The following is a 17,114-nucleotide window of genomic DNA, read 5'->3' on the forward strand; positions in this document are numbered from 1 at the left end:
GCCGGCTCGGTCTCGCGGATCAGGTCGCGCTCCTGCCCATTCAGCGCGCTGAGCAGCTCGTCCATGGTGCTGTCCCATCCGGTTGGTCGTCCACGGGGCACTCCGTTCCCATTCGACCGTAGACCTCGCACGCCCGCCCGGCCCGTGGTCCCTCCCGATCGGTAGGGTCGCCACGAGGATGTACCCACGGGGGCTGATCGAGTCGCTCGAGCCATGACCGACGTCGGCGCCCCCGGCGCCGGAGCCAGCCAGGCCGGGGCTAGGAGCCCGGAACGGCAGACGATCGTCGGCGCGGCCGTGCTCGGTGCGCTGGCCCTGTGGTGGGCATCGCGGCGCAGTCGCGGCATCCCGTACGTTCTCGTGCGCTCCACCTGACCCGCCCCTGAGCGAGCGCGGTCCGGTCAGGGAAGATCGAACGGCAGGGACAACCCCTCGAGCGACGACCGACAGGTGCACTCGTCGTCGAGCGGGAGGGCGCCGACCACCTGGGCGAGCAGGGTTCGCAGCCGGTCGACGCTGCGCGCGAACTCGTCCAGGACGCCCTGGTGCGAGACCGCGCCGGCTGCCTCGACGCCGGCGTCGGCGTCCGTCACGACGGCCAGGCTGGTGTAGCAGAGCGCCAGCTCGCGGGCGAGGGCTGCCTCCGGCATGCCGGTCATGCCGACGACGTCGCCACCCTCGGCCGCGTTCCGGCGCGACTCCGCGCGCGTCGAGAACCGGGGTCCCGGGATCACGACCATGGTGCCGCCGTCGACGACCGGCATCGCGGGCCGGGGAAGGCCGACGACGGCGTCGCGGCCCTGCGGGCAGTACGGGTCGGCGAGACCGACGTGCACCACGGCGCCGACCTGGTCGTAGAAGGTGGCGGGGCGACCCCAGGTCGTGTCGATGATCTGGTCGGGGACGACCAGGGTGCCCGGCGCCAGATCGAGGCGCAGGGCCCCCACGGCCGACGGAGCCAGCACGCGCCGGACACCGAGGGTGCGCAGCGCCCAGAGGTTGGCGCGGTAGTTGACGAGGTGCGGAGGGAACCGGTGGTCGGCGCCGTGCCGCGGCACGAACACGACGTCGCGGTCCCCGAGCCTGCCGACGAGCGGCGGGTCGCTGGGGTCGCCGAACGGGGTGGTGACCCGGACCTCCTCAGCCCCGTCGAGGAGCTCGTACAGGCCCGAGCCGCCGATCACGCCGACCGGGGATGCGCTGCTGGTCATGCGACCGACCGTAACCGCCGGACGACCAGGGCCGCGGCCGCCGCCGGGATCCGTCAGGCTCCCGTCATGCCGTGAGGTGCCCGCCCCGGGGATGCTGGGACCATGCGTGTCCTTGTCACCGGCGGAGCCGGGTTCATCGGCCGACCGACCGTGCAGCGGCTCGTCGCCGCCGGCCACGACGTGACGGTCCTCGACTCCCTGCGGCCGGACGTGCACGCACACGGAGAGGCTCCACCCTTGCCGGGTGCCCGCCTCGTGGTGGGTGACGTCCGCGACGCCGACGTCCTCGCCGCGACCGTGCCGGGCGCCGACGCCGTCGTGCACCTCGCCGCCAAGGTCGGTCTCGGGGTCGATCTCGACGACGTCGTCGACTACGTCTCCTCGAACGACCTCGGCACCGCCGCGGTGCTGCGGGCGGCGAACAGGGCCGACGTGGGGCACCTGGTGTTCGCGAGCTCGATGGTGGTCTACGGCGAGGGTGCCTACGACTGCGCGCTGCACGGTCGGGTCGCGCCCGGTCCGCGACGAGTGCGCGACCTCGAGGCGGGCGTGTTCGACCCTCGGTGCCCGCGGTGCGCCACCGTCCTGGTGCCCACGGTGGTGACCGAGGACGCGCCGCTGGATCCGCGCAACGTGTACGCCGCGACCAAGGTGCACGGCGAGCACCTGCTCCGCGCGTGGGCGCGTGAGACCTCCGGCGGTGCGTTCGCGCTGCGGTTCCACAACGTCTACGGGCCGGGGATGCCACGCGACACCCCCTACGCCGGCGTGGCCTCGCTGTTCCGGTCGGAGCTCGCCGCCGGTCGGGCACCTCGGGTCTTCGAGGACGGCGCTCAGCGGCGCGACTTCGTGCACGTCGACGACGTCGCCCGCGCGATCGTCGCCGCCGCGATCGCCACCGGCGTCGACGGGGACGTGGTGTCGCTCAACGTCGGCTCCGGCACCGTGACGACCGTGGGCGGGCTCGCGAAGGCGCTCGCCGACGCGGTCGGCGGCCCCGCTCCGCGTGTGACCGGCCAGTTCCGGATCGGTGACGTCCGGCACGTCACGGCGTCGTCGGAACGCGCGGCGCACGTGCTGGGGTGGTCGGCGAGGGTCGACCTCGCGGCTGGGCTGGCGACGTCCTGACGCGGTGCCGTCAGTCCTGCAGCACCGGCCCGCGAGCCTCGTCGGACGCCGGGAGCTGCACCTCGAACAGGCACCCCCCGTCGGTGGGCTCGACCCCGACCCGGCCACCGTGCGCGGCGACGACCGTCCCGACGATCGCCAGGCCCAGCCCGGACGAGCCGATCTCGCGCCGCTGCTCGCGATGGGCACCCCCGCCCTGGAAGCCCTCCTCGAACACGTGCGCGCGCTCGTCGTCGGGGATGCCGCCACAGGTGTCTTCGACCGCGACCCGTACCTGTCCGTCGAACCGGTAGCCGGCGACCCGGACCGTGCCTCCCCGGCCGCTGCTCCGGACGGCGTTCCCGACGAGGTTGTCGAGCACGCGAGCGAGCTCGTCGGGCACCCCGACGACCTCGAGGCCCGGCGCGACGYCGACGAGGAGAGCGACATCCTGCGCCGCGGCCATGGGCGCCGAGTGCCCGAGCACGTCGTCCAGCACCACGCTGAGCTGAACGGTCTCGTGCGCCCGGGGTGCGGGGAGCCCATCGGGCCGCGACAGCTCGGCGAGGTCGTCGATCATGCGACCGAGCCGGTCGACCGCGCTGCCGATGCCCAGGTAGGCGGCCTGGGCATCCGTGATCACGCCATCCTGGAGGCCGTCGATCGTGGCCCGGATGCCGGAGAGCGGCGAGCGCAGGTCGTGGCTCACGAACGCGACGACCTGCCGGCGAGCCGACTCCAGTGCGCGCTCCCGCTCGCGGGACGCCTCGAGCTTCACGCGGGTCCGCGCCAGCTCCTCGGCGAGCTCGGCGAGCTCGGCTGTCACGGGTGCAGCCGTTGTGACCCCCCGGCCGCTCGCGAGATCCCGCGCCTGCAGTCCGACCGCGCGCACGTCGGCGAGCACCAGGCGACCGAGGACGACGGCGAGCACGACCGCAGGGACGGACGAGAGCCCGAGGACGAGCCTTGCGACGGCGGCATCGTGAGCCGAGAGGAACATCGCGCCCACGTTGACCCAGACGGCGAGCGCGACGACCCCCACCGGGACGAGAGCCGTCACCACCATCGCCGCGACCAACGACGCCCGCCGGACCCGGGTCACGACCAGCGCACCCAGGACTCCGACGCCCGCGGCGCACAGCGCGGTCATGGCGGCGATGAACCAGAGGTCCCGGCTCACGGCCGCGCCCCGACCAGCGCCGCGCCGAGCTCGTCCGCGGTGCCGAGCCGGTACCCCGTCCCGCGGACGGTGGTCAGCAGCACCGGCGCCGACGGGTCGGGCTCGAACTTGCGACGCAGCCGCCGGACGTGCACGACGACGGTCGAGTCGTCGCCGAAGTCCCAGCCCCAGACCCGGCGGAGCAGATCGCGCGTGCCGAACGTCGATCCGGCGTGCCGTGCGAGGAACAGGAGCAGGTCGAACTCGCGGGGCGCGAGCGTCTGCTCCGATCCTGCCAGCGACGCCGAGCGCACCGACGGGTCGAGCACCAGCGGCCCGACCGTGACGGGCCGGGACCCGTCGCCCGGCTGGATGTCGCCGCGCCGCAGGAGCGCGTGCAGTCGGAGCACCAGCTCGCGCGGGCTGAACGGCTTGGTCAGGTAGTCGTCGGCACCGACCTCGAGACCGACGATCCGGTCGTCGACGGTGTCGAGCCCCGAGAGCAGGACGACCGGCGTCCGGTCGGCGTCGAGTCGCATCTTGCGCAGCAGGTCGAGGCCCGACGCCCCGGGCAGCCGCACATCGAGCACCACGGCGTCGGGTCGGGTCTCCCGCCAGACGCGCTCACCCTCGCGTGCGTCGCCCGCCACCAGTGCCCGCACGCCGTCTGCTTCCAGGTAGGCGGCGACGCTCCGCACCACGAGCTCCTCGTCGTCCACCACCAGCACCGTCGGCATGGGGTCACGCTAACCCGCGTGCCGTGGTCCGGCCGCCCCGGACCGTGAAGTCCACCGTCCGCCGGGCGGATCCGTCATCGAACGGTCATCGCGGGGGGTCGGGGCCCCTGGAGCGGGGCGACCTAGCGTGGATGTGTGACTTCAAACCCGCGGATGGTGGACCTGGTCCTGCCGTGCCTCGACGAGGCCGCCGCGCTGGCGTGGCTGCTCCCCCGCGTCCCCGAGGGGGTCCGGCCGATCGTCGTCGACAACGGCTCGTCTGACGGCAGCGCCGAGCTCGCGGAACGGCTCGGCGCCCTGGTCGTCGTCGAGGACCGCCGGGGCTTCGGCGCCGCCTGCCACGCCGGTCTGCTCGCGGCCACCGCGGACGTGGTCGCGTTCATGGACGCCGACGGCAGCCTCGACCCGCGCCAGCTGCACAGGGTGCTCGATCCCGTACGCGCCGGGCAGGACCTCGTGCTGGGTCGGCGCCGGTCGACGTCGCCGGCGGCGTGGCCGTGGCACCTGCGCTACGCCAACCGCGTCCTGGTCGGCAGGCTGGCGCGCCGAACCGGCGTCCGCCTGCACGACCTCGGCCCGATGCGGGCTGCGCGCCGGTCGGCCCTGCTCGATCTCGACATGCACGACCGCCGGTCGGGCTACCCCCTCGAGATGGTCGTGCGGGCGGCGGACCGGCGGTGGCGGATCTCCGAGGTCGACGTCGACTACGCACCACGGACCGGGCGCTCGAAGGTGACCGGGACGCCCCTGGGAGTGGTTCGCGCCGTCCGCGACATGTCTGCGGTCCTGGCCTCGTGACCGGGCCCGTCGAGCCTGCTCGTACGCTCGTGCTGCTGGCGAAGGAGCCCGTCGCCGGACGCGTCAAGACGCGGCTGCACAGCGAGTTCAGCCCCACCGAGTCCGCCGCACTCGCCCGCGCCTGCCTGAAGGACACGTTCGATGCGATGTCCGGTGCACCGGCCGTGCACCGGGTCGTCGCGCTCGACGGGGCCGGTGGGCCATGGATCCCCCCAGGCTTCGACGTCGTGCCGCAGCCCTCGGGTGACCTTGGTGACCGTTTGGCCGCGGCATTCCGCGACACTCTCGCGCGCGACGACCACGCCCCCGCCCTCCTTGTCGGCATGGACACGCCGCAGCTCGGTGCGCATCTCTCAGCTGTCGACTTCGACGGCGCCGACGCCGTCCTCGGGCTCACGAACGACGGCGGGTACTGGGCGATCGGACTACGCACGCCCGACGACCGAGTGTTCGRGGGCATCCCGATGTCCACGGACCGTACCGGCGCCGCCCAGCTGCGGCGCCTGCACGAGCTCGGGCTGCGCGTCACCCTCCTGGCCCTCCTGCGCGACGTCGACGAGCCCGCAGATGCTCGCGCAGTCGCCCTCGCGGCACCGGCGACGAGGTTCGCGGCCACGTGGCGCGGCCTCGGTCAGGTCCGGTCGGGCTCGTGATGCGCCCGCACCCGCTCACGTTCTACGAGGCCGCGCTGGACGGTGCACCCGTCGACGCGCTCGGGTCCGCGGGCGTCGTCAGCCTGGCCGTCGCACGGTGGAGCGACGAGCCCGACGCGATCGACGACCTCATGCTCGCGCGCTGCGAGGCGCCCGTCCTCGACGTCGGCTGCGGACCCGGTCGGCTCGTCGGGGCGCTCAACGCGCGCGGCGTGCCGGCTCTGGGGATCGACATCTCGACGCGGGCCGTCGAGCAGGCGCGTGGCCGCGGTGCGATGGCACTGCGGCGGGCGGTCGAGCAGCCAATGCCCGCCGAAGGTCGATGGGGCACAGTTCTCCTGGCCGACGGCAACATCGGCATCGGTGGAGACCCGGCGGCGCTGCTCGCGCGGTGCCGGCGGCTCGTCGGCCCTCGTGGCCTGGTCCTGGTAGAGACCGACGCGGACCAGGACGCCGACGACACCTCTCCGCTCACGTTGCGCGACGCGGACGGGCGCACCAGTCGACCGATGCCCTGGGCTCGGGTCGGAGCACGAACGCTTGCCCGGCTCGTCCCGACCTGCGGCTTCGTCGTGCTCGAGCAGTGGCACCTCGGCGGCCGGACCGTGGTGGCGCTGCGCGCGCTCTGACCCCGGGACGGGCACGACCGACAGTCGCGCCGCATGGTCGACGCGACCACGATCACGAGGGCGAGCAGCGGGTGGCGGTCACCACGGGGAGACGAGCACGACCTGCAGGGTGATCGCTGCCGCGCCCTGGGCGACGAGCCACGCCCGCCGGTCCGCCAGCGTCGCGGCAGCGGGCAGCACCCAGCACGCCAGCGGGACCCAGATCCGCTCGACCTCCCCGCGCTCCACCMCGGAGACGGCGCCGACGAGCGCGGCGCCGAGCGCAACGACAACGATGAGCTGCACCGCCCCCGGGAGCGAGCGCAGGCCCGTCAGGCCGCCGACGCCGGCCGGCCCCACCAGCACGCCGAGCAGGACGAGGTCCGCGACGAGGAAGTAGAGGTACGGCCGATCGGCGGCACGTCCCAGGGTCGAGGCCACGTGCGTCGCCGCGAGCCCGTCCGGCAGCCAGAACCCCGCCGCCCACCAGACGCCCGCACCCGCCAGGACCGTCGCACCGGCCACCGCGGTGGGAACCCAGCGGTGCGTGACCACCCCGACCACGAGCGCGAGCGCCCCCATCGGCAGCAACCCGTAGGACAGGAACGGGCACAGGCCGAGCACCAGCCCTGCCGCGACGGCCCACGGCCAGGCGCGACCGGTCCGGGTCGACGCGAGCGCGAGCAGCGCGACACCCCAGGCGAGTACCCCGGCGAAGAACGCGTCCGCGGTGGTCGCCACCCACAGCGCGGCCGGTGCCAGCACGACGGCAGGCAGCGCGCGCCGGACCGTCTGCTCGCCCCTGGGACCGGCCAGGGCGCGCAGGGTCAGGCCGACGGCCACCACCGTGCTGGAGCCGACGACGATCACCAGGGCGGCCGCCCACCCCGGCCCGCCGAGCCCGAGCCGATCGAGGCCGGCGAGCAGCAGAGGGAGACCAGGCGGATGGCCGCGCACGTGCACGGGGTACTCCAGGGCGCGGTCGGCGAAGGTGCGGAGGAATCCGGCCGGGTCCTCGAGCACCCGCGGCACGACGGCGAGGTACTCGTGCTCGTCGGCCAGGGGTGCGGTGAGCGCCGACAGCCCGTCGGTCGACGCCAGCGCGACGGCGAACGCGGCCGACGTCGCCCACCCGGCCAGGAGCAGCCCGGTCCACCCGGCGGTCCGGGCGATCCTCGGCCCGAGACCGACGACCAGCGCGGCGACGCCGACCGCGGCGAGCGTGCCGAGGGTCGCGCGCCCGTGCAGGTAGCCCAGGAAGGGGGGAGCGCTGCCGTAGGTGACGACCGCGCCGCGGTCGGCCAGCGCCCGGCCGACGGCCCACAGCCCGACGAGACCGACGGCCCACAGGGCCACCGCGAGCACCGCCCGGCGCGTCCGCGTCGAGCTGACGACGTCTCCCCGCTCGACGGTGTCGGGCGGGGAGGAGTCCACGTCTCCACCATGGCACGGTGGAACCCTCCTCGATGCTGACGGGAGGATGACGGCACAGCTCGACCGTCCGCGCCTACTCGAGCTGGCGCAGCGCCCGCCGCTCGACCTCGTCGAGCACCTCGTCCGCGACCTCGKGGCTCACGCTCCCCCGCCCGCGGGCCTCGAGCAGCACCGCGCGCTCGACCTCGCTGACGGCCCGCAGCAGCTGACCGACGGCCTCGTCGTCGCCGGTGTCGGCGTCGTCGTGTACGCGCCCTCGCCTCGCGGTGCCGATCGCGTCCTGCGCCGCCAGGTAGCCCTGGTACTGCAACCGCACCGCGTGCCGCACGCGGTCCGGGTAGCCGGCGCCGGTCTGGCCGTCGAGGGCGTCGAGCACCGTGGTCATCGCTTCGCGACGCAGCGCACGGCGCTCGTTGTCGGTGTCCCCCGACTCGCCCACGTGCAGCCACCGCACCAGGGGCGCCAGCGTCAGCCCMTGCAGGACGAGCGTGACCAGCACCGTCACGAGGGCGACCACGACGATCGACTCCCGGCCCGGGAACGCCGATCCCGAGGCGATCGCCCCGGGGATGGCCAGCGCGGTGGCGACCGTCACGACGCCCCGCATCCCGGCCCACGAGGTCACGACCGCCTCCCGACCGCCCAGCGGCACTGCGTCGGACCGGCGGCGACGCCGGAACAGGGCGCTGGCCCCGAGCACCCAGACGAACCGCACCGCGATGAGGACGCCACACGTCCAGCCCGCGAGCTCGAGCGCCGTGCGGCGGTCCGGGCTCGTGCGCAGGATCTCGGTGAGCTCGAAGCCGATGAAGACGAAGACGAGGCTCGTGATCAGGTAGTCGGCGTACCGCCAGACCGCACGCCCGAGCAGCCAGCCCTCCGACGTCAGCGAGCGGTGCGCGTAGGTGCGCAGGTAGAGGCCGAGTGTGAGCACGGCCAGCACCCCCGAGCCGTGCAGGTGCTCCGCGCCCAGGTAGACGGCGAACGGCAACGCGACCGTGAGCGTCGTCTCCGCCGCGGCCGCGTGCAGGCGGGCCAGAGCGAAGCGGGTGAGCACGGCGGCCGCCAGGCCCAGCCCCACGCCGACGCCGATGGCCAGCACCAGGCTGAGCCCGAGCTCGCCGGCGGTCACCGACCCGGCCACCACCGCCGCCACCGCGACGTTGTACATCACCAGCGCGGTGGCGTCGTTGAACATCCCCTCGCCCTCGAGGATCGTCACCAGCCGGCCGGGGAGCCGCAGCCGGCGTGYCACCGCCGTCGCCGCCACCGGATCAGGTGGGGCGACCACGGCGCCCAGCACGGCCGCGGCGCCCCAACCCAGGCCGGCCGCGTGCGCGAGCACCGCGACCGCCCCGGCGCTCGCGACCGTCAGCCCGACGGCGAGCAGGAGGATCGGGCGAGCGTTCTCCCGGAACTCGCGCGCCGTCGCCCGCTGCGTCGCAGCGAACAGGAGCGGTGGCAGGACCAGCGGCAGGATCAGGTCCGGCTCGATCGACAGGTGCGGCACGGCCGGGATCAGCGGGACCGCGAGGCCGAAGAGCGTCAACAGGACCGGGAACGGGATGCGGAGCCGGTCGGCGAGCGGGGTGAGCACGACGATGCCGCCCACGAGCAGGGCGATCAGGACGACCGGTGACACAGACGATCCTCCTCCGGCGCGGGAACGCCCGCGTGAGCGGTCGAGCAGGACCGCCGACCACGTTCTGACGGTAGCGACCAGGACACGAACGCATCGCGCGAACGAGGACCGACCCGGCAGCGCGCGGCCGCATCCCCTGTCTGAGCTCAGCGCGCGAGCTGGAGGCGATGCCAGGCGACCACCGTGAGTGCGGCGCACAGCGCGCCGAACGCGACGACGAGCGCGAGGGCCCCGAACGGCACCGCGGCGGGGTGCATCGCCCACAGGGCGGGCGCGACGAGGGGAACCCACACCGACCCGCCCGTGAAGACGGAGATCTGCGCCACGACGATGGTCACTGCCGCGACCGCCACGCCCGGTAGCACCCCACGGCCCAGCGTGGAGGCCACCGTTGCCGCGATGGCGATCAAGGCCGAGAGCACACAGAGGACGACGAGGCGGCCGAGCCCCATGGCGACGGAGGCATCGGGAGCTCCGAGCCCGATCGCCGTGCCGGCCAGGGCGAGCGCGACGACCAGGACCAACGAGACGAGAACGGCCCAGCACAGGTAGACGACGATCTTGCCCGCCGCGATCGCCGAGCGACTCACCGGGAGCCCGAAGAGCGCCGGCGCCGTGCCGTCGGCGAACTCCCGACCGACGATCCACGCCGCGCCCATCCCGAACGCGAAGACCGAGGCGGCGGCCGTCACCTGGGTGGAGGCTTGGACCAGCGCGTTCCAGTCGGCCTCGGCGATCTCCGGTCCGAGCTTGGCCAACAGCTGTGCCCGGGCCTCGGGTGTGCCGCCACCGCGAGCGGCCGCAAGAATGGCCGCCACGATCGCCGGGACCCCGAGCGCCAGCAGCAGGCCGGTGGCTCGCAGCGTCGACGAGGAGACGGCCTTGCGCGCCTCGACGACCAGAGCGGTCCGCAGTCCGGTCACGGCGTCGCCGCCTCGTGCACCTTGGCGAAGAACGCGCGCTCGATGTCCACCCCGCCGGGGTCGAGCGAACCGACGAGCCGACCGTCGGCTATCACCGAGATGCGGTCCGCGATGCGGGCGACCTCGTCCAGATGGTGGCTGGACACGAGCACCCCCACCCCGGCTGCGGCACGGCGGAGCAGCGCCTCACGCAGCACGATGATGCCGGCAGGGTCGAGTCCGGTCGTGGGTTCGTCGAGCACCAGCAACCGCGGGTCGTGCGCGAGGGAGGCTGCCAGCCCCACGCGTTGGGTGTTGCCCGCGGACAGTCGCCGCACCCGGACACGCGCATATCTGACCAGGTCGAGCTCGTGGAGCACAGCACCCACCGCCACGGACGCGTCCGCCGCCGGGACACCGTGCAGGCGCGCGGCGAGCGTCAGGTTGGTCGCAGCATCCAGCTCGCCGTAGGCCAAGGGGTGCTCGACGAGCGCCCCGACGTCGGCCCAGACCTCCCGCCCCGCGCGCTGCACGTCGGTACCGAGGACTCGAACCGTGCCTCGCTGCGTCCGCAGCATGCCGAGCACCAGCTTCATCAGAGTCGACTTGCCGGCACCGTTCAGCCCGACGAGGGCGTGCACCTCACCTGCGCGGACGTCGAGGTCGATGCCCCGGACGCCGGCACCGCCGCGGTAGGTGTACGCGACGCCGGTCAGCTGCAGGACTGCCTCGGTCGTCATGCGTGCTCCAGAAGATCGAGGGCGCGCGCGATCGTCTCACCGAGCGTCGCACCCTCCCTCTGCGGCCAGTCGAGGAGGGCGGCCGTTAGAGCACCCATCACTGCCGCGGCGCACACCGCCGCATCCTGCGGGGCCGTGCCGCCGGCCACCAGCTGACCCGCGATCGCCGACTCGGTCGCTGCCGTACCCGCGCGCACGGCGGGCAGCAGGCTCGGCGTCGCGGCCGCCAGGGAGATGCGGGCCCGGAGCGTGTCGTCGTCGTCGGACGGCTGCCCCTGCCAGGCGGCCCGAACGCCACGCGAGGCGCGTACCAGCGGTGGCAGGTCCCGCGGCTGCGTGGAGACCGCCGCCGCGATCAGCGGGTCGTACGGGTCCTCGACGACCAGCCGGTCCTTGCTGCCGAAGTGGCGGTAGAAGGTCATCTCCGTGACCCCCGCGCGACTCGCGATCTGCGCAACCGTCGTCGCGTCATACCCCTGCTCGCCGAAGAGGTCGAACGCGGCGGCGAGCAGACGGGCGCGCGTGAGACTCGCCTTCGTCCCGTCTCGAGACACCGGTCGTTCCGTCGCCATCCCCCTATGTTAGACACTAACATTTCGGGTGTCCACTGCCGGCCGACGCAGGGAGACGTCGGACTCCGCGGCGACGGTGTCGTTCGCCACGACATGCTGGGATGCTCAGCGCATGGAGTACTGGGTGCTGCTGCGCGGTGGCGAGCGCGACGGCGAGGTACAGCCCTGGGCGGAGCGGCCGGATGCGAGCGCGAACTGGTGGTTCCCACGCACCAGCGCCGGCTCCAAGCACCTGGAGCTCAAGTACCGGTACACGACCGAGAGAATCTCGTTGCCGGACGGCCGAGTCGCGTTCGTGCTCGAGTTCGATGGATGACGACGACACACCGACTCGCCATCGCCGACTCGTACGACTCGAGCTCGACGATGTTCAGGGGCTCTGTGCCGTCCCGCACGACGACGCAGGCAGGCGGTGCCGCACGGTGTCGAGTCAGGCCCGCCGCGGTGATACGTCACGCATCCGTAAGGTGCGCGGGGATGGACCGGCGCTGGCTGGTTCGACACGGTTGACGTATGGCGCAGTTGAGCAAGCCTGGACTCTGGCCGCGATTCAGCAGCCCGATACGCTCGACGGCCCTGACCGCGCGAATCGGTTCCGTGGTCGGGATCTGCTTCGGTGTGTGTTTCGTGACTGGGCTGCTCAGCCACTACCAGTACGCGCCGTGGTCCTGGCTGCCCGAGCCGGCCAGCCCGGTGTTCCTCTACAGGGTCACCCAGGGCACCCACGTGGCCACCGGCATCGCCACGATCCCGCTGCTGATGGTCAAGCTCTGGTCGGTCTACCCAAACCTCTTCCGCTGGCCGCCGGCACGTTCGATCAAGCACGCCGTCGAGCGCGGGTCGGTCTTCGTGCTCGTCTCGGCCAGCCTGATCCAGCTGACGACGGGATTCCTGAACATCCTGGGCTGGTACCCGTGGCCGTGGAGCTTCGTCCGAGTGCATTTCCTGCTCTCGTTCGTCGTCATCGGGTCGATCCTCATCCACATCGGGGTGAAGCTGCCGGACATCGTGTACGGGCTGCGCGCGCGACTGCCGGACGCGGACGTCCTGACCGAGATCCCGTGGAGCGAGAACCCGGCAGCGCACAGCAACGCCGGAGACGTCCCGCCGCCCGCGACGCCGGCTCTGAGCCGTCGCGGGCTTCTGGTCGCGACGGCGGTCGGTGTCGCGGCGGTCGTTGCCACCACCGTGGGGCAGACCATCACGCCGTTGCGCCCGATCGGACTGCTGGCGCCCAGGCTGTCGAGCCAGGGCCGCCAGGGCGTCCCGGTGAACCGGACTGCCGAGCGGGCCGGCGTGATGATGCTGGCGACCGCGAAGGACTGGCTCCTGCACGTCGACGGCCCGCAGCCCTACGTCCTGAGCCTCGCCGAGATCGAGGAGCTCGCCGAGCACGAGGCGCGGCTGCCGATCACCTGCGTCGAGGGGTGGAGCGTCGGTGCCGACTGGCGAGGTCTGCGGCTGCTCGACGTCGTGCAGCGCGCCGGCGGGGACGCCGACTCGCGCGTCCATGTCGTCTCGTTGGAGACGCGAGGCTCTTACCACGACAGCTACCTCGAAGGCCCCCAGGTCTCGCACGCCTTGCTCGCCACCCACGTCAACGGCGAGCGGCTCAACCTCGACCACGGCTATCCCCTTCGCCTGATCTCGCCCAACCGACCGGGCGTGCTCAACACCAAGTGGCTCTCCCGGATCGAGGTGACCTGAGATGGGGCGATGGCGGGTCGCGCTGGTCACGGCCGGGATCCTCCTCGCGCTCTACGGAGCGTGGCGGCTGGTCACCCAGACGCCCTCAGCGCTGCCGGGCCTGGCGCTGTGGATGGTCGGGATCGTCGTCATCCAGGACGGCCTTCTCTCGCCACTGATCGTGGCGGTCGGCTGGCTCCTGGCGCGGACCGTGCCGCCACGCGGGCGCCGGTACGTACAGTCGGCGCTCATCATCGGTGGGCTGATCACCATCATCGCGATCCCGCTCATCGCGCGTCGCGGCACCCAGCCACCGGCGAAGGCCCTCCTGCTCCAGAACTACGGCGCGAACCTTGCCATCCTCCTCGGCCTGGTAGCCGCCCTGAACCTGGTGGCCTACCTGCTCACCGCGGCTCGTGACCGACGCTCGGATGCCCCGACGGAACTGGTCTGACCATCGGTGGATGTGGCGTTGCCGGCGAACCCGGCGCACGCCAGAGTCGCGCGTCAGAACCAGGACCCGCGTCGGCGGAGATTCGAGGTCGCGACGTCCTCGTCCGACAGCACGATGACCGGCGCCTCGACCGCCTCCGGCAGGTGGTGCGGCGTGGTCGCGGCACGATCGGGGCTGAGACGTTCGCGGGGCCGGTGGAACCGAGCCGCGTGTGCTCCATCGCCTGCCCGTCATTCGCGACGGGGCCGGCACCCGGCGACAGCTCGAGGACCTTCTCACCTGGGGTGAGATGGTCGTGCCGGTCCGCAGCAGGCGTTCGTGGACGTCTCTGCAGGTCAGGGAGTTGTGACGCTTCTGACGATCGGCTTCACCGGCCTGCGAGTGCCCGAACGTGGCTACCAGCTGGCCCCCGTCGTGGCACCCGGCGGCCCTGACGCCCTCCACGACGAAGGCCCCGCACCAGCGTTTCCGCTGGTCACGGGGCCTTCGTGGTGGAGCCGCCTAAGAGAATCGAACTCTTGACCTTCTCATTACGAGTGAGACGCTCTGCCGACTGAGCTAAGGCGGCGTCGTCGGGATCCATGGACCCCGGCGAGCCCGCTTACTGTACCCGGAGGACCCCCGGCCCTCCAAAGCGAGCCCGGAGAGACGGGTCACAGGGTCCGCACGGGGCGGCCCGGCGCGCACGCGATCGCCGCGGCGGCCAGCGCGACGGCATCCTCCGCGACCGCAGCCAGCAATGCCGGCATTCGGCCGGCAGCCCATCCGCGCCACGCGGCGCCACCGAACGCACCGGCCAGGCCGCCGACGGCACCCGCGAGCGCAGGGACGACCGGGCTGGCGTGGTCGCGGGTCGCCAGCATCGTCGCGCCGATGAGCCCGGAGCCGGCGCGGACCCAGGCGCCGCCGTGCTCCAGCCGGCTGGGCGCGGTCGGCAGCTTGTCCGCCACCAGCTCGCCGACGACGCCGAGTGCCGCACCCGCTCGGACGGCCGGGCGGGCACCTCCCGTGATCGTCGGGGCACCAGGGCCGAGGGCCGACCGCGCGCCGGCGGCCCACCCGAGCAGGAGACACCGCCCCAGCAGCCCGACGGTCGGTCGTCGGCGGGCCGGACCGGCACCGCTCAGGTGGATCGGGAGGGACGCACTGAAGGAAGCCGACATGCAGTCACCGTGACCCGTCGGGAGGCCCGGGGCAACCCATGACCGCACCGGTCAGCAGCGGGTGCCCTCCGCCGGCACCGTGCCGCTCAGGAGGTAGGCGTCGACCGCGTTCGCGATGCAGGCGTTCGAGGAGCCGTAGGCGGTGTGGCCCTCCCCCTGGTACGTGAGCAGCACCCCGGACGAGAGGAGGCTCGCCAGCTGCTCGGCCCACGCGTAGGGCGTCGCCGGGTCGTTCGTGGTGCCGACGACGACGATCGGCGGTGCACCCTCGGCCGCGTACGAGTCCAGGCCGCCGACCTCGGGCACCGGCCACTGCGCGCACATCGTGCCGCCGAACGTGAAGAAGGCGCCGACCGTCGGAGCGGCCGCCTCGATCTTGGCGGCCTCCTGGCGCATGGTGTCGAAGTCCGCGGAGGCACGGGGGTCGAGGCAGTTGATGGCGTCGAAGGCGACCACCGAGTTGGTGGTGTACGTGCCGTCCTCGGAGCGGTCGGAGTACTGGTCGGCGAGGAGCAGCAGGGTCGAGCCCGTGTTCTGCTTCAGCGCCTCGGTCAAGGCCTGCGTGAGGTACGGCCAGAACGACTTGGAGTAGAGCGGGAGCGCGATGCCGTAGAAGGCGAGCATGGCGGTCAGCTCGCGGTCCGTGCCGGTGGGCAGGGGGTTGACGCGGGCGCGGTCGAGCAGGTCGTGCACCTGCGTGAGCCCGTGGTCCACCGACCCGGTCAGCGGGCAGTCCGGGCCAGCCTGGCAGTCCGTGATGTAGGCGCGCAGGGCACTCTCGAAGCCGACGGCCTGGCCCTCGGAGGCCTCGAAGGACGTCAGGTCGGGCGGCAGCGCGCCGTCCAGGACGAGACGGCCGACCTTCTCGGGGAACAGCGCCGCGTAGGTGGCGCCGAGCCGTGTGCCGTACGAGAAGCCGAGATACGCGAGCTTGTCGTCGCCGAGGGCCGCCCGCAGGACGTCGAGGTCGCGGGCCGCGCTGATGGTGTCGATGTGCCCGAGCACCGGGCCGGTGTTCTGCAGGCAGGCCGCCCCCAGGCCGGCGTACGTGTCGATGGCGTCCTGGATGCCGGCGTCGGTCGAGTAGTCGTGGTCCGTCGCGATGATCGTGTCGAGCTCCGGCCCGTCGACGCACTGCACGGGGCTGGAGCGCTGCACGCCGCGCGGGTCGAACGCGACCAGGTCGTACTGCCGCTGGACGTCGGCGCTGACCAGACCCTTCACCTGATCCGTCCCCGTGGCCTGCGCGAGGAAGTCGACGCCCGACGCCCCCGGGCCGCCCGGGTTGAGGAGCAGCGATCCCAGGGGCTCGCCGCCCGTGGCCTTGCTGCGCGCCAGCGCGAGCCCGATCGAGGGTCCGGCGGGGTCGGCGTAGTCGAGCGGGACCTGCGCGGTCGCGCACTCGCCCTCGGGGCAGGTGGTCCACTCGAGCTGCTGCCCGTAGTAGCGCGACAGGTCGCCGGTGGCCTCGGCGGTCGGCGCCTCGGACGTCGCCCCCGGCGTCGGGCCTGCGGCCTGGTTCTTGGGCGCCACGCACCCGGCGAGCAGGACGGCGGCGACGGCGAGGAGTGCGACGAGGCGGTGCCGTCGGTCGCGCGCGACGCCGGTGGGCGTGGCGGGGCGGACTGAGAGCGGCATGCGCAGAGGGTAGCCGCCGATGCTGGGTGCCCACCGGGACGTCCGCGCCCGGCCACCCGCTCGAGGCGGCAGGGTCACCCCTGCGGGCGCAGCGCCACCGCCATGGCCTCCACCGCGAGCAGCGGCGCCACGTTGCCGGCGAGCCGCGTGCGGGCCTGCCCGACGGCATCCATCCGGCGGAGCGTCTGCTCGGGTGTGCTCGCCTCCGCGAGGGACCGGATCGACGCGTCGTGCTCGATGTTGACCAGCTCGACGCCGGCCCCCAGCTGCACCACGAGCACGTCCCGGTAGAGCGAGAGCAGGTCGACCATCGCGCGGTCGAGGACGTCCCGCTGGGAGCGCGTGGCCCGCCGCTTCTGGTCCTCCTCGAGCTGCCGGACCTGGGTGCGCAGCGTGGGGGGCAGGGTCGCCGCGCCCTCGGCGCCCATGGAGCGCAGCAGCTCGGCGCGCTCGTCGGCGTCACGCTGCTCCGTGGCGGCCTTGGCGTCGGCCTGCGCGGTCTCGACGAGCTCGCCGGCCGCCAGCACCGCGTCGCCGACCCCGCGGATCTTCGCCGCGATGCCCAGCACGGCCGCCCGTCGGGCGCGCGCCTCGGGGTCACGGGCCAGGC

18 protein-coding genes, 1 tRNA gene and 1 pseudogene are annotated in these 17,114 nt (G+C 73.4%); 8 read left to right on the forward strand and 12 right to left on the reverse strand.

What is annotated here, in order from left to right:
• The first annotated feature begins 213 nt into the window (after window positions 1-213).
• Entirely contained in the window at window positions 214-375 is a 162-nt protein-coding gene (locus ACXJKG_RS10945; protein WP_456845789.1) for a hypothetical protein, read from the forward strand.
• A 26-nt stretch (window positions 376-401) separates the two neighbouring features.
• Here the strand turns inward: ACXJKG_RS10945 and ACXJKG_RS10950 are convergent, their stop codons facing one another.
• Entirely contained in the window at window positions 402-1,211 is an 810-nt protein-coding gene (locus ACXJKG_RS10950) for an S-methyl-5'-thioadenosine phosphorylase (RefSeq protein ID WP_456845790.1), read from the reverse strand.
• A gap of 102 nt (window positions 1,212-1,313) precedes the next feature.
• Between ACXJKG_RS10950 and ACXJKG_RS10955 the strand changes: the two genes are divergently transcribed.
• Window positions 1,314-2,339, forward strand: coding sequence for an NAD-dependent epimerase/dehydratase family protein (locus ACXJKG_RS10955; RefSeq protein ID WP_456845791.1), 1,026 nt, complete (start codon window positions 1,314-1,316; stop codon window positions 2,337-2,339).
• 10 nt (window positions 2,340-2,349) lie between these two features.
• On the opposite strand, the gene ACXJKG_RS10960 is transcribed toward ACXJKG_RS10955, so the two are convergent.
• On the reverse strand, window positions 2,350-3,498 hold the full coding sequence (locus ACXJKG_RS10960; protein ID WP_456845792.1) for a sensor histidine kinase: 1,149 nt from the start codon (window positions 3,496-3,498) through the stop codon (window positions 2,350-2,352).
• Window positions 3,495-4,214, reverse strand: coding sequence for a response regulator transcription factor (locus ACXJKG_RS10965; protein WP_456845793.1), 720 nt, complete (start codon window positions 4,212-4,214; stop codon window positions 3,495-3,497). The genes ACXJKG_RS10960 and ACXJKG_RS10965 overlap by 4 nt, the downstream gene beginning before the upstream one ends.
• A 135-nt stretch (window positions 4,215-4,349) precedes the next feature.
• Here ACXJKG_RS10965 and ACXJKG_RS10970 point away from each other — a divergent pair, with 135 nt between their 5' ends.
• The 3 genes from ACXJKG_RS10970 to ACXJKG_RS10980 are packed head-to-tail and all read left to right on the forward strand — an operon-like array spanning window position 4,350 to window position 6,294.
• Window positions 4,350-5,012 (forward strand): glycosyltransferase family 2 protein, encoded by a 663-nt coding sequence (locus tag ACXJKG_RS10970; protein WP_456845794.1) that lies wholly within the window; start codon window positions 4,350-4,352, stop codon window positions 5,010-5,012.
• Window positions 5,009-5,665: a TIGR04282 family arsenosugar biosynthesis glycosyltransferase gene (locus ACXJKG_RS10975; RefSeq protein ID WP_456845795.1), complete on the forward strand. Its 657-nt coding sequence runs from the start codon at window positions 5,009-5,011 to the stop codon at window positions 5,663-5,665. Before ACXJKG_RS10970 ends, ACXJKG_RS10975 begins: the two co-directional genes overlap by 4 nt.
• Entirely contained in the window at window positions 5,665-6,294 is a 630-nt protein-coding gene (locus ACXJKG_RS10980) for a class I SAM-dependent methyltransferase (RefSeq protein ID WP_456845806.1), read from the forward strand. Before ACXJKG_RS10975 ends, ACXJKG_RS10980 begins: the two co-directional genes overlap by 1 nt.
• Window positions 6,295-6,372: 78 nt before the next feature.
• Here the strand turns inward: ACXJKG_RS10980 and ACXJKG_RS10985 are convergent, their stop codons facing one another.
• The 5 genes from ACXJKG_RS10985 to ACXJKG_RS11005 all read right to left on the reverse strand — a co-directional run bounded on the left by ACXJKG_RS10985 (window position 6,373) and on the right by ACXJKG_RS11005 (window position 11,563).
• Window positions 6,373-7,707 (reverse strand): hypothetical protein, encoded by a 1,335-nt coding sequence (locus ACXJKG_RS10985; protein WP_456845796.1) that lies wholly within the window; start codon window positions 7,705-7,707, stop codon window positions 6,373-6,375.
• 73 nt (window positions 7,708-7,780) lie between these two features.
• Window positions 7,781-9,349 carry a Na+/H+ antiporter gene (locus ACXJKG_RS10990; protein ID WP_456845797.1) on the reverse strand — a complete coding sequence of 523 codons (1,569 nt, stop codon included), beginning with the start codon at window positions 9,347-9,349 and terminating at the stop codon, window positions 7,781-7,783.
• Window positions 9,350-9,495: 146 nt separating this feature from the next.
• Window positions 9,496-10,272, reverse strand: a complete 777-nt coding sequence (locus ACXJKG_RS10995) for an ABC transporter permease (RefSeq protein WP_456845798.1) — start codon at window positions 10,270-10,272, stop codon at window positions 9,496-9,498.
• On the reverse strand, window positions 10,269-10,991 hold the full coding sequence (locus tag ACXJKG_RS11000; RefSeq protein ID WP_456845799.1) for an ABC transporter ATP-binding protein: 723 nt from the start codon (window positions 10,989-10,991) through the stop codon (window positions 10,269-10,271). The genes ACXJKG_RS10995 and ACXJKG_RS11000 overlap by 4 nt, the downstream gene beginning before the upstream one ends.
• Window positions 10,988-11,563, reverse strand: a complete 576-nt coding sequence (locus tag ACXJKG_RS11005) for a TetR/AcrR family transcriptional regulator (protein ID WP_456845800.1) — start codon at window positions 11,561-11,563, stop codon at window positions 10,988-10,990. The genes ACXJKG_RS11000 and ACXJKG_RS11005 overlap by 4 nt, the downstream gene beginning before the upstream one ends.
• Before the next feature lie 112 nt (window positions 11,564-11,675).
• Here ACXJKG_RS11005 and ACXJKG_RS11010 point away from each other — a divergent pair, with 112 nt between their 5' ends.
• The 3 genes from ACXJKG_RS11010 (at window position 11,676) to ACXJKG_RS11020 (ending at window position 13,703) form a co-directional block, all read left to right on the forward strand.
• The gene (locus ACXJKG_RS11010; RefSeq protein WP_456845801.1) at window positions 11,676-11,879 is read left to right on the forward strand and encodes a hypothetical protein; all 204 of its coding nucleotides are present in this window, start codon (window positions 11,676-11,678) and stop codon (window positions 11,877-11,879) included.
• A 311-nt stretch (window positions 11,880-12,190) separates the two neighbouring features.
• Window positions 12,191-13,270: a molybdopterin-dependent oxidoreductase gene (locus ACXJKG_RS11015; protein ID WP_456845802.1), complete on the forward strand. Its 1,080-nt coding sequence runs from the start codon at window positions 12,191-12,193 to the stop codon at window positions 13,268-13,270.
• A 1-nt stretch (window position 13,271) separates the two neighbouring features.
• Window positions 13,272-13,703 carry a hypothetical protein gene (locus tag ACXJKG_RS11020; protein ID WP_456845803.1) on the forward strand — a complete coding sequence of 144 codons (432 nt, stop codon included), beginning with the start codon at window positions 13,272-13,274 and terminating at the stop codon, window positions 13,701-13,703.
• Window positions 13,704-14,195: 492 nt separating this feature from the next.
• Here ACXJKG_RS11020 and ACXJKG_RS11025 read toward each other — a convergent pair.
• The 4 genes and pseudogenes from ACXJKG_RS11025 to ACXJKG_RS11040 all read right to left on the reverse strand — a co-directional run.
• A tRNA-Thr gene (locus tag ACXJKG_RS11025) sits at window positions 14,196-14,271 on the reverse strand.
• A gap of 85 nt (window positions 14,272-14,356) precedes the next feature.
• Window positions 14,357-14,866, reverse strand: a complete 510-nt coding sequence (locus ACXJKG_RS11030) for a hypothetical protein (protein WP_456845804.1) — start codon at window positions 14,864-14,866, stop codon at window positions 14,357-14,359.
• Window positions 14,867-14,917: 51 nt separating this feature from the next.
• Window positions 14,918-16,504 (reverse strand): alpha/beta hydrolase, encoded by a 1,587-nt coding sequence (locus ACXJKG_RS11035; RefSeq protein ID WP_456845805.1) that lies wholly within the window; start codon window positions 16,502-16,504, stop codon window positions 14,918-14,920.
• 74 nt (window positions 16,505-16,578) lie between these two features.
• Window positions 16,579-17,114 (reverse strand): annotated as a pseudogene (locus ACXJKG_RS11040) (DNA polymerase III subunit delta'); the annotation flags it as partial.

The organism is Cellulomonas sp. P5_C6, assembly GCF_054049635.1.

Coding starts and splice junctions, on each gene's coding strand:
- ACXJKG_RS10950 (WP_456845790.1), bottom strand. CDS start 1,211: ATGACCAGCAGCGCATCCCCGGTCGGCGTGATCGGCGGCTCGGGCCTG.
- ACXJKG_RS11020 (WP_456845803.1), top strand. CDS start 13,272: ATGGGGCGATGGCGGGTCGCGCTGGTCACGGCCGGGATCCTCCTCGCG.
- ACXJKG_RS11005 (WP_456845800.1), bottom strand. CDS start 11,563: ATGGCGACGGAACGACCGGTGTCTCGAGACGGGACGAAGGCGAGTCTC.
- ACXJKG_RS11000 (WP_456845799.1), bottom strand. CDS start 10,991: ATGACGACCGAGGCAGTCCTGCAGCTGACCGGCGTCGCGTACACCTAC.
- ACXJKG_RS11010 (WP_456845801.1), top strand. CDS start 11,676: ATGGAGTACTGGGTGCTGCTGCGCGGTGGCGAGCGCGACGGCGAGGTA.
- ACXJKG_RS10980 (WP_456845806.1), top strand. CDS start 5,665: ATGCGCCCGCACCCGCTCACGTTCTACGAGGCCGCGCTGGACGGTGCA.
- ACXJKG_RS10965 (WP_456845793.1), bottom strand. CDS start 4,214: ATGCCGACGGTGCTGGTGGTGGACGACGAGGAGCTCGTGGTGCGGAGC.
- ACXJKG_RS11030 (WP_456845804.1), bottom strand. CDS start 14,866: ATGTCGGCTTCCTTCAGTGCGTCCCTCCCGATCCACCTGAGCGGTGCC.
- ACXJKG_RS11035 (WP_456845805.1), bottom strand. CDS start 16,504: ATGCCGCTCTCAGTCCGCCCCGCCACGCCCACCGGCGTCGCGCGCGAC.
- ACXJKG_RS10945 (WP_456845789.1), top strand. CDS start 214: ATGACCGACGTCGGCGCCCCCGGCGCCGGAGCCAGCCAGGCCGGGGCT.
- ACXJKG_RS10955 (WP_456845791.1), top strand. CDS start 1,314: ATGCGTGTCCTTGTCACCGGCGGAGCCGGGTTCATCGGCCGACCGACC.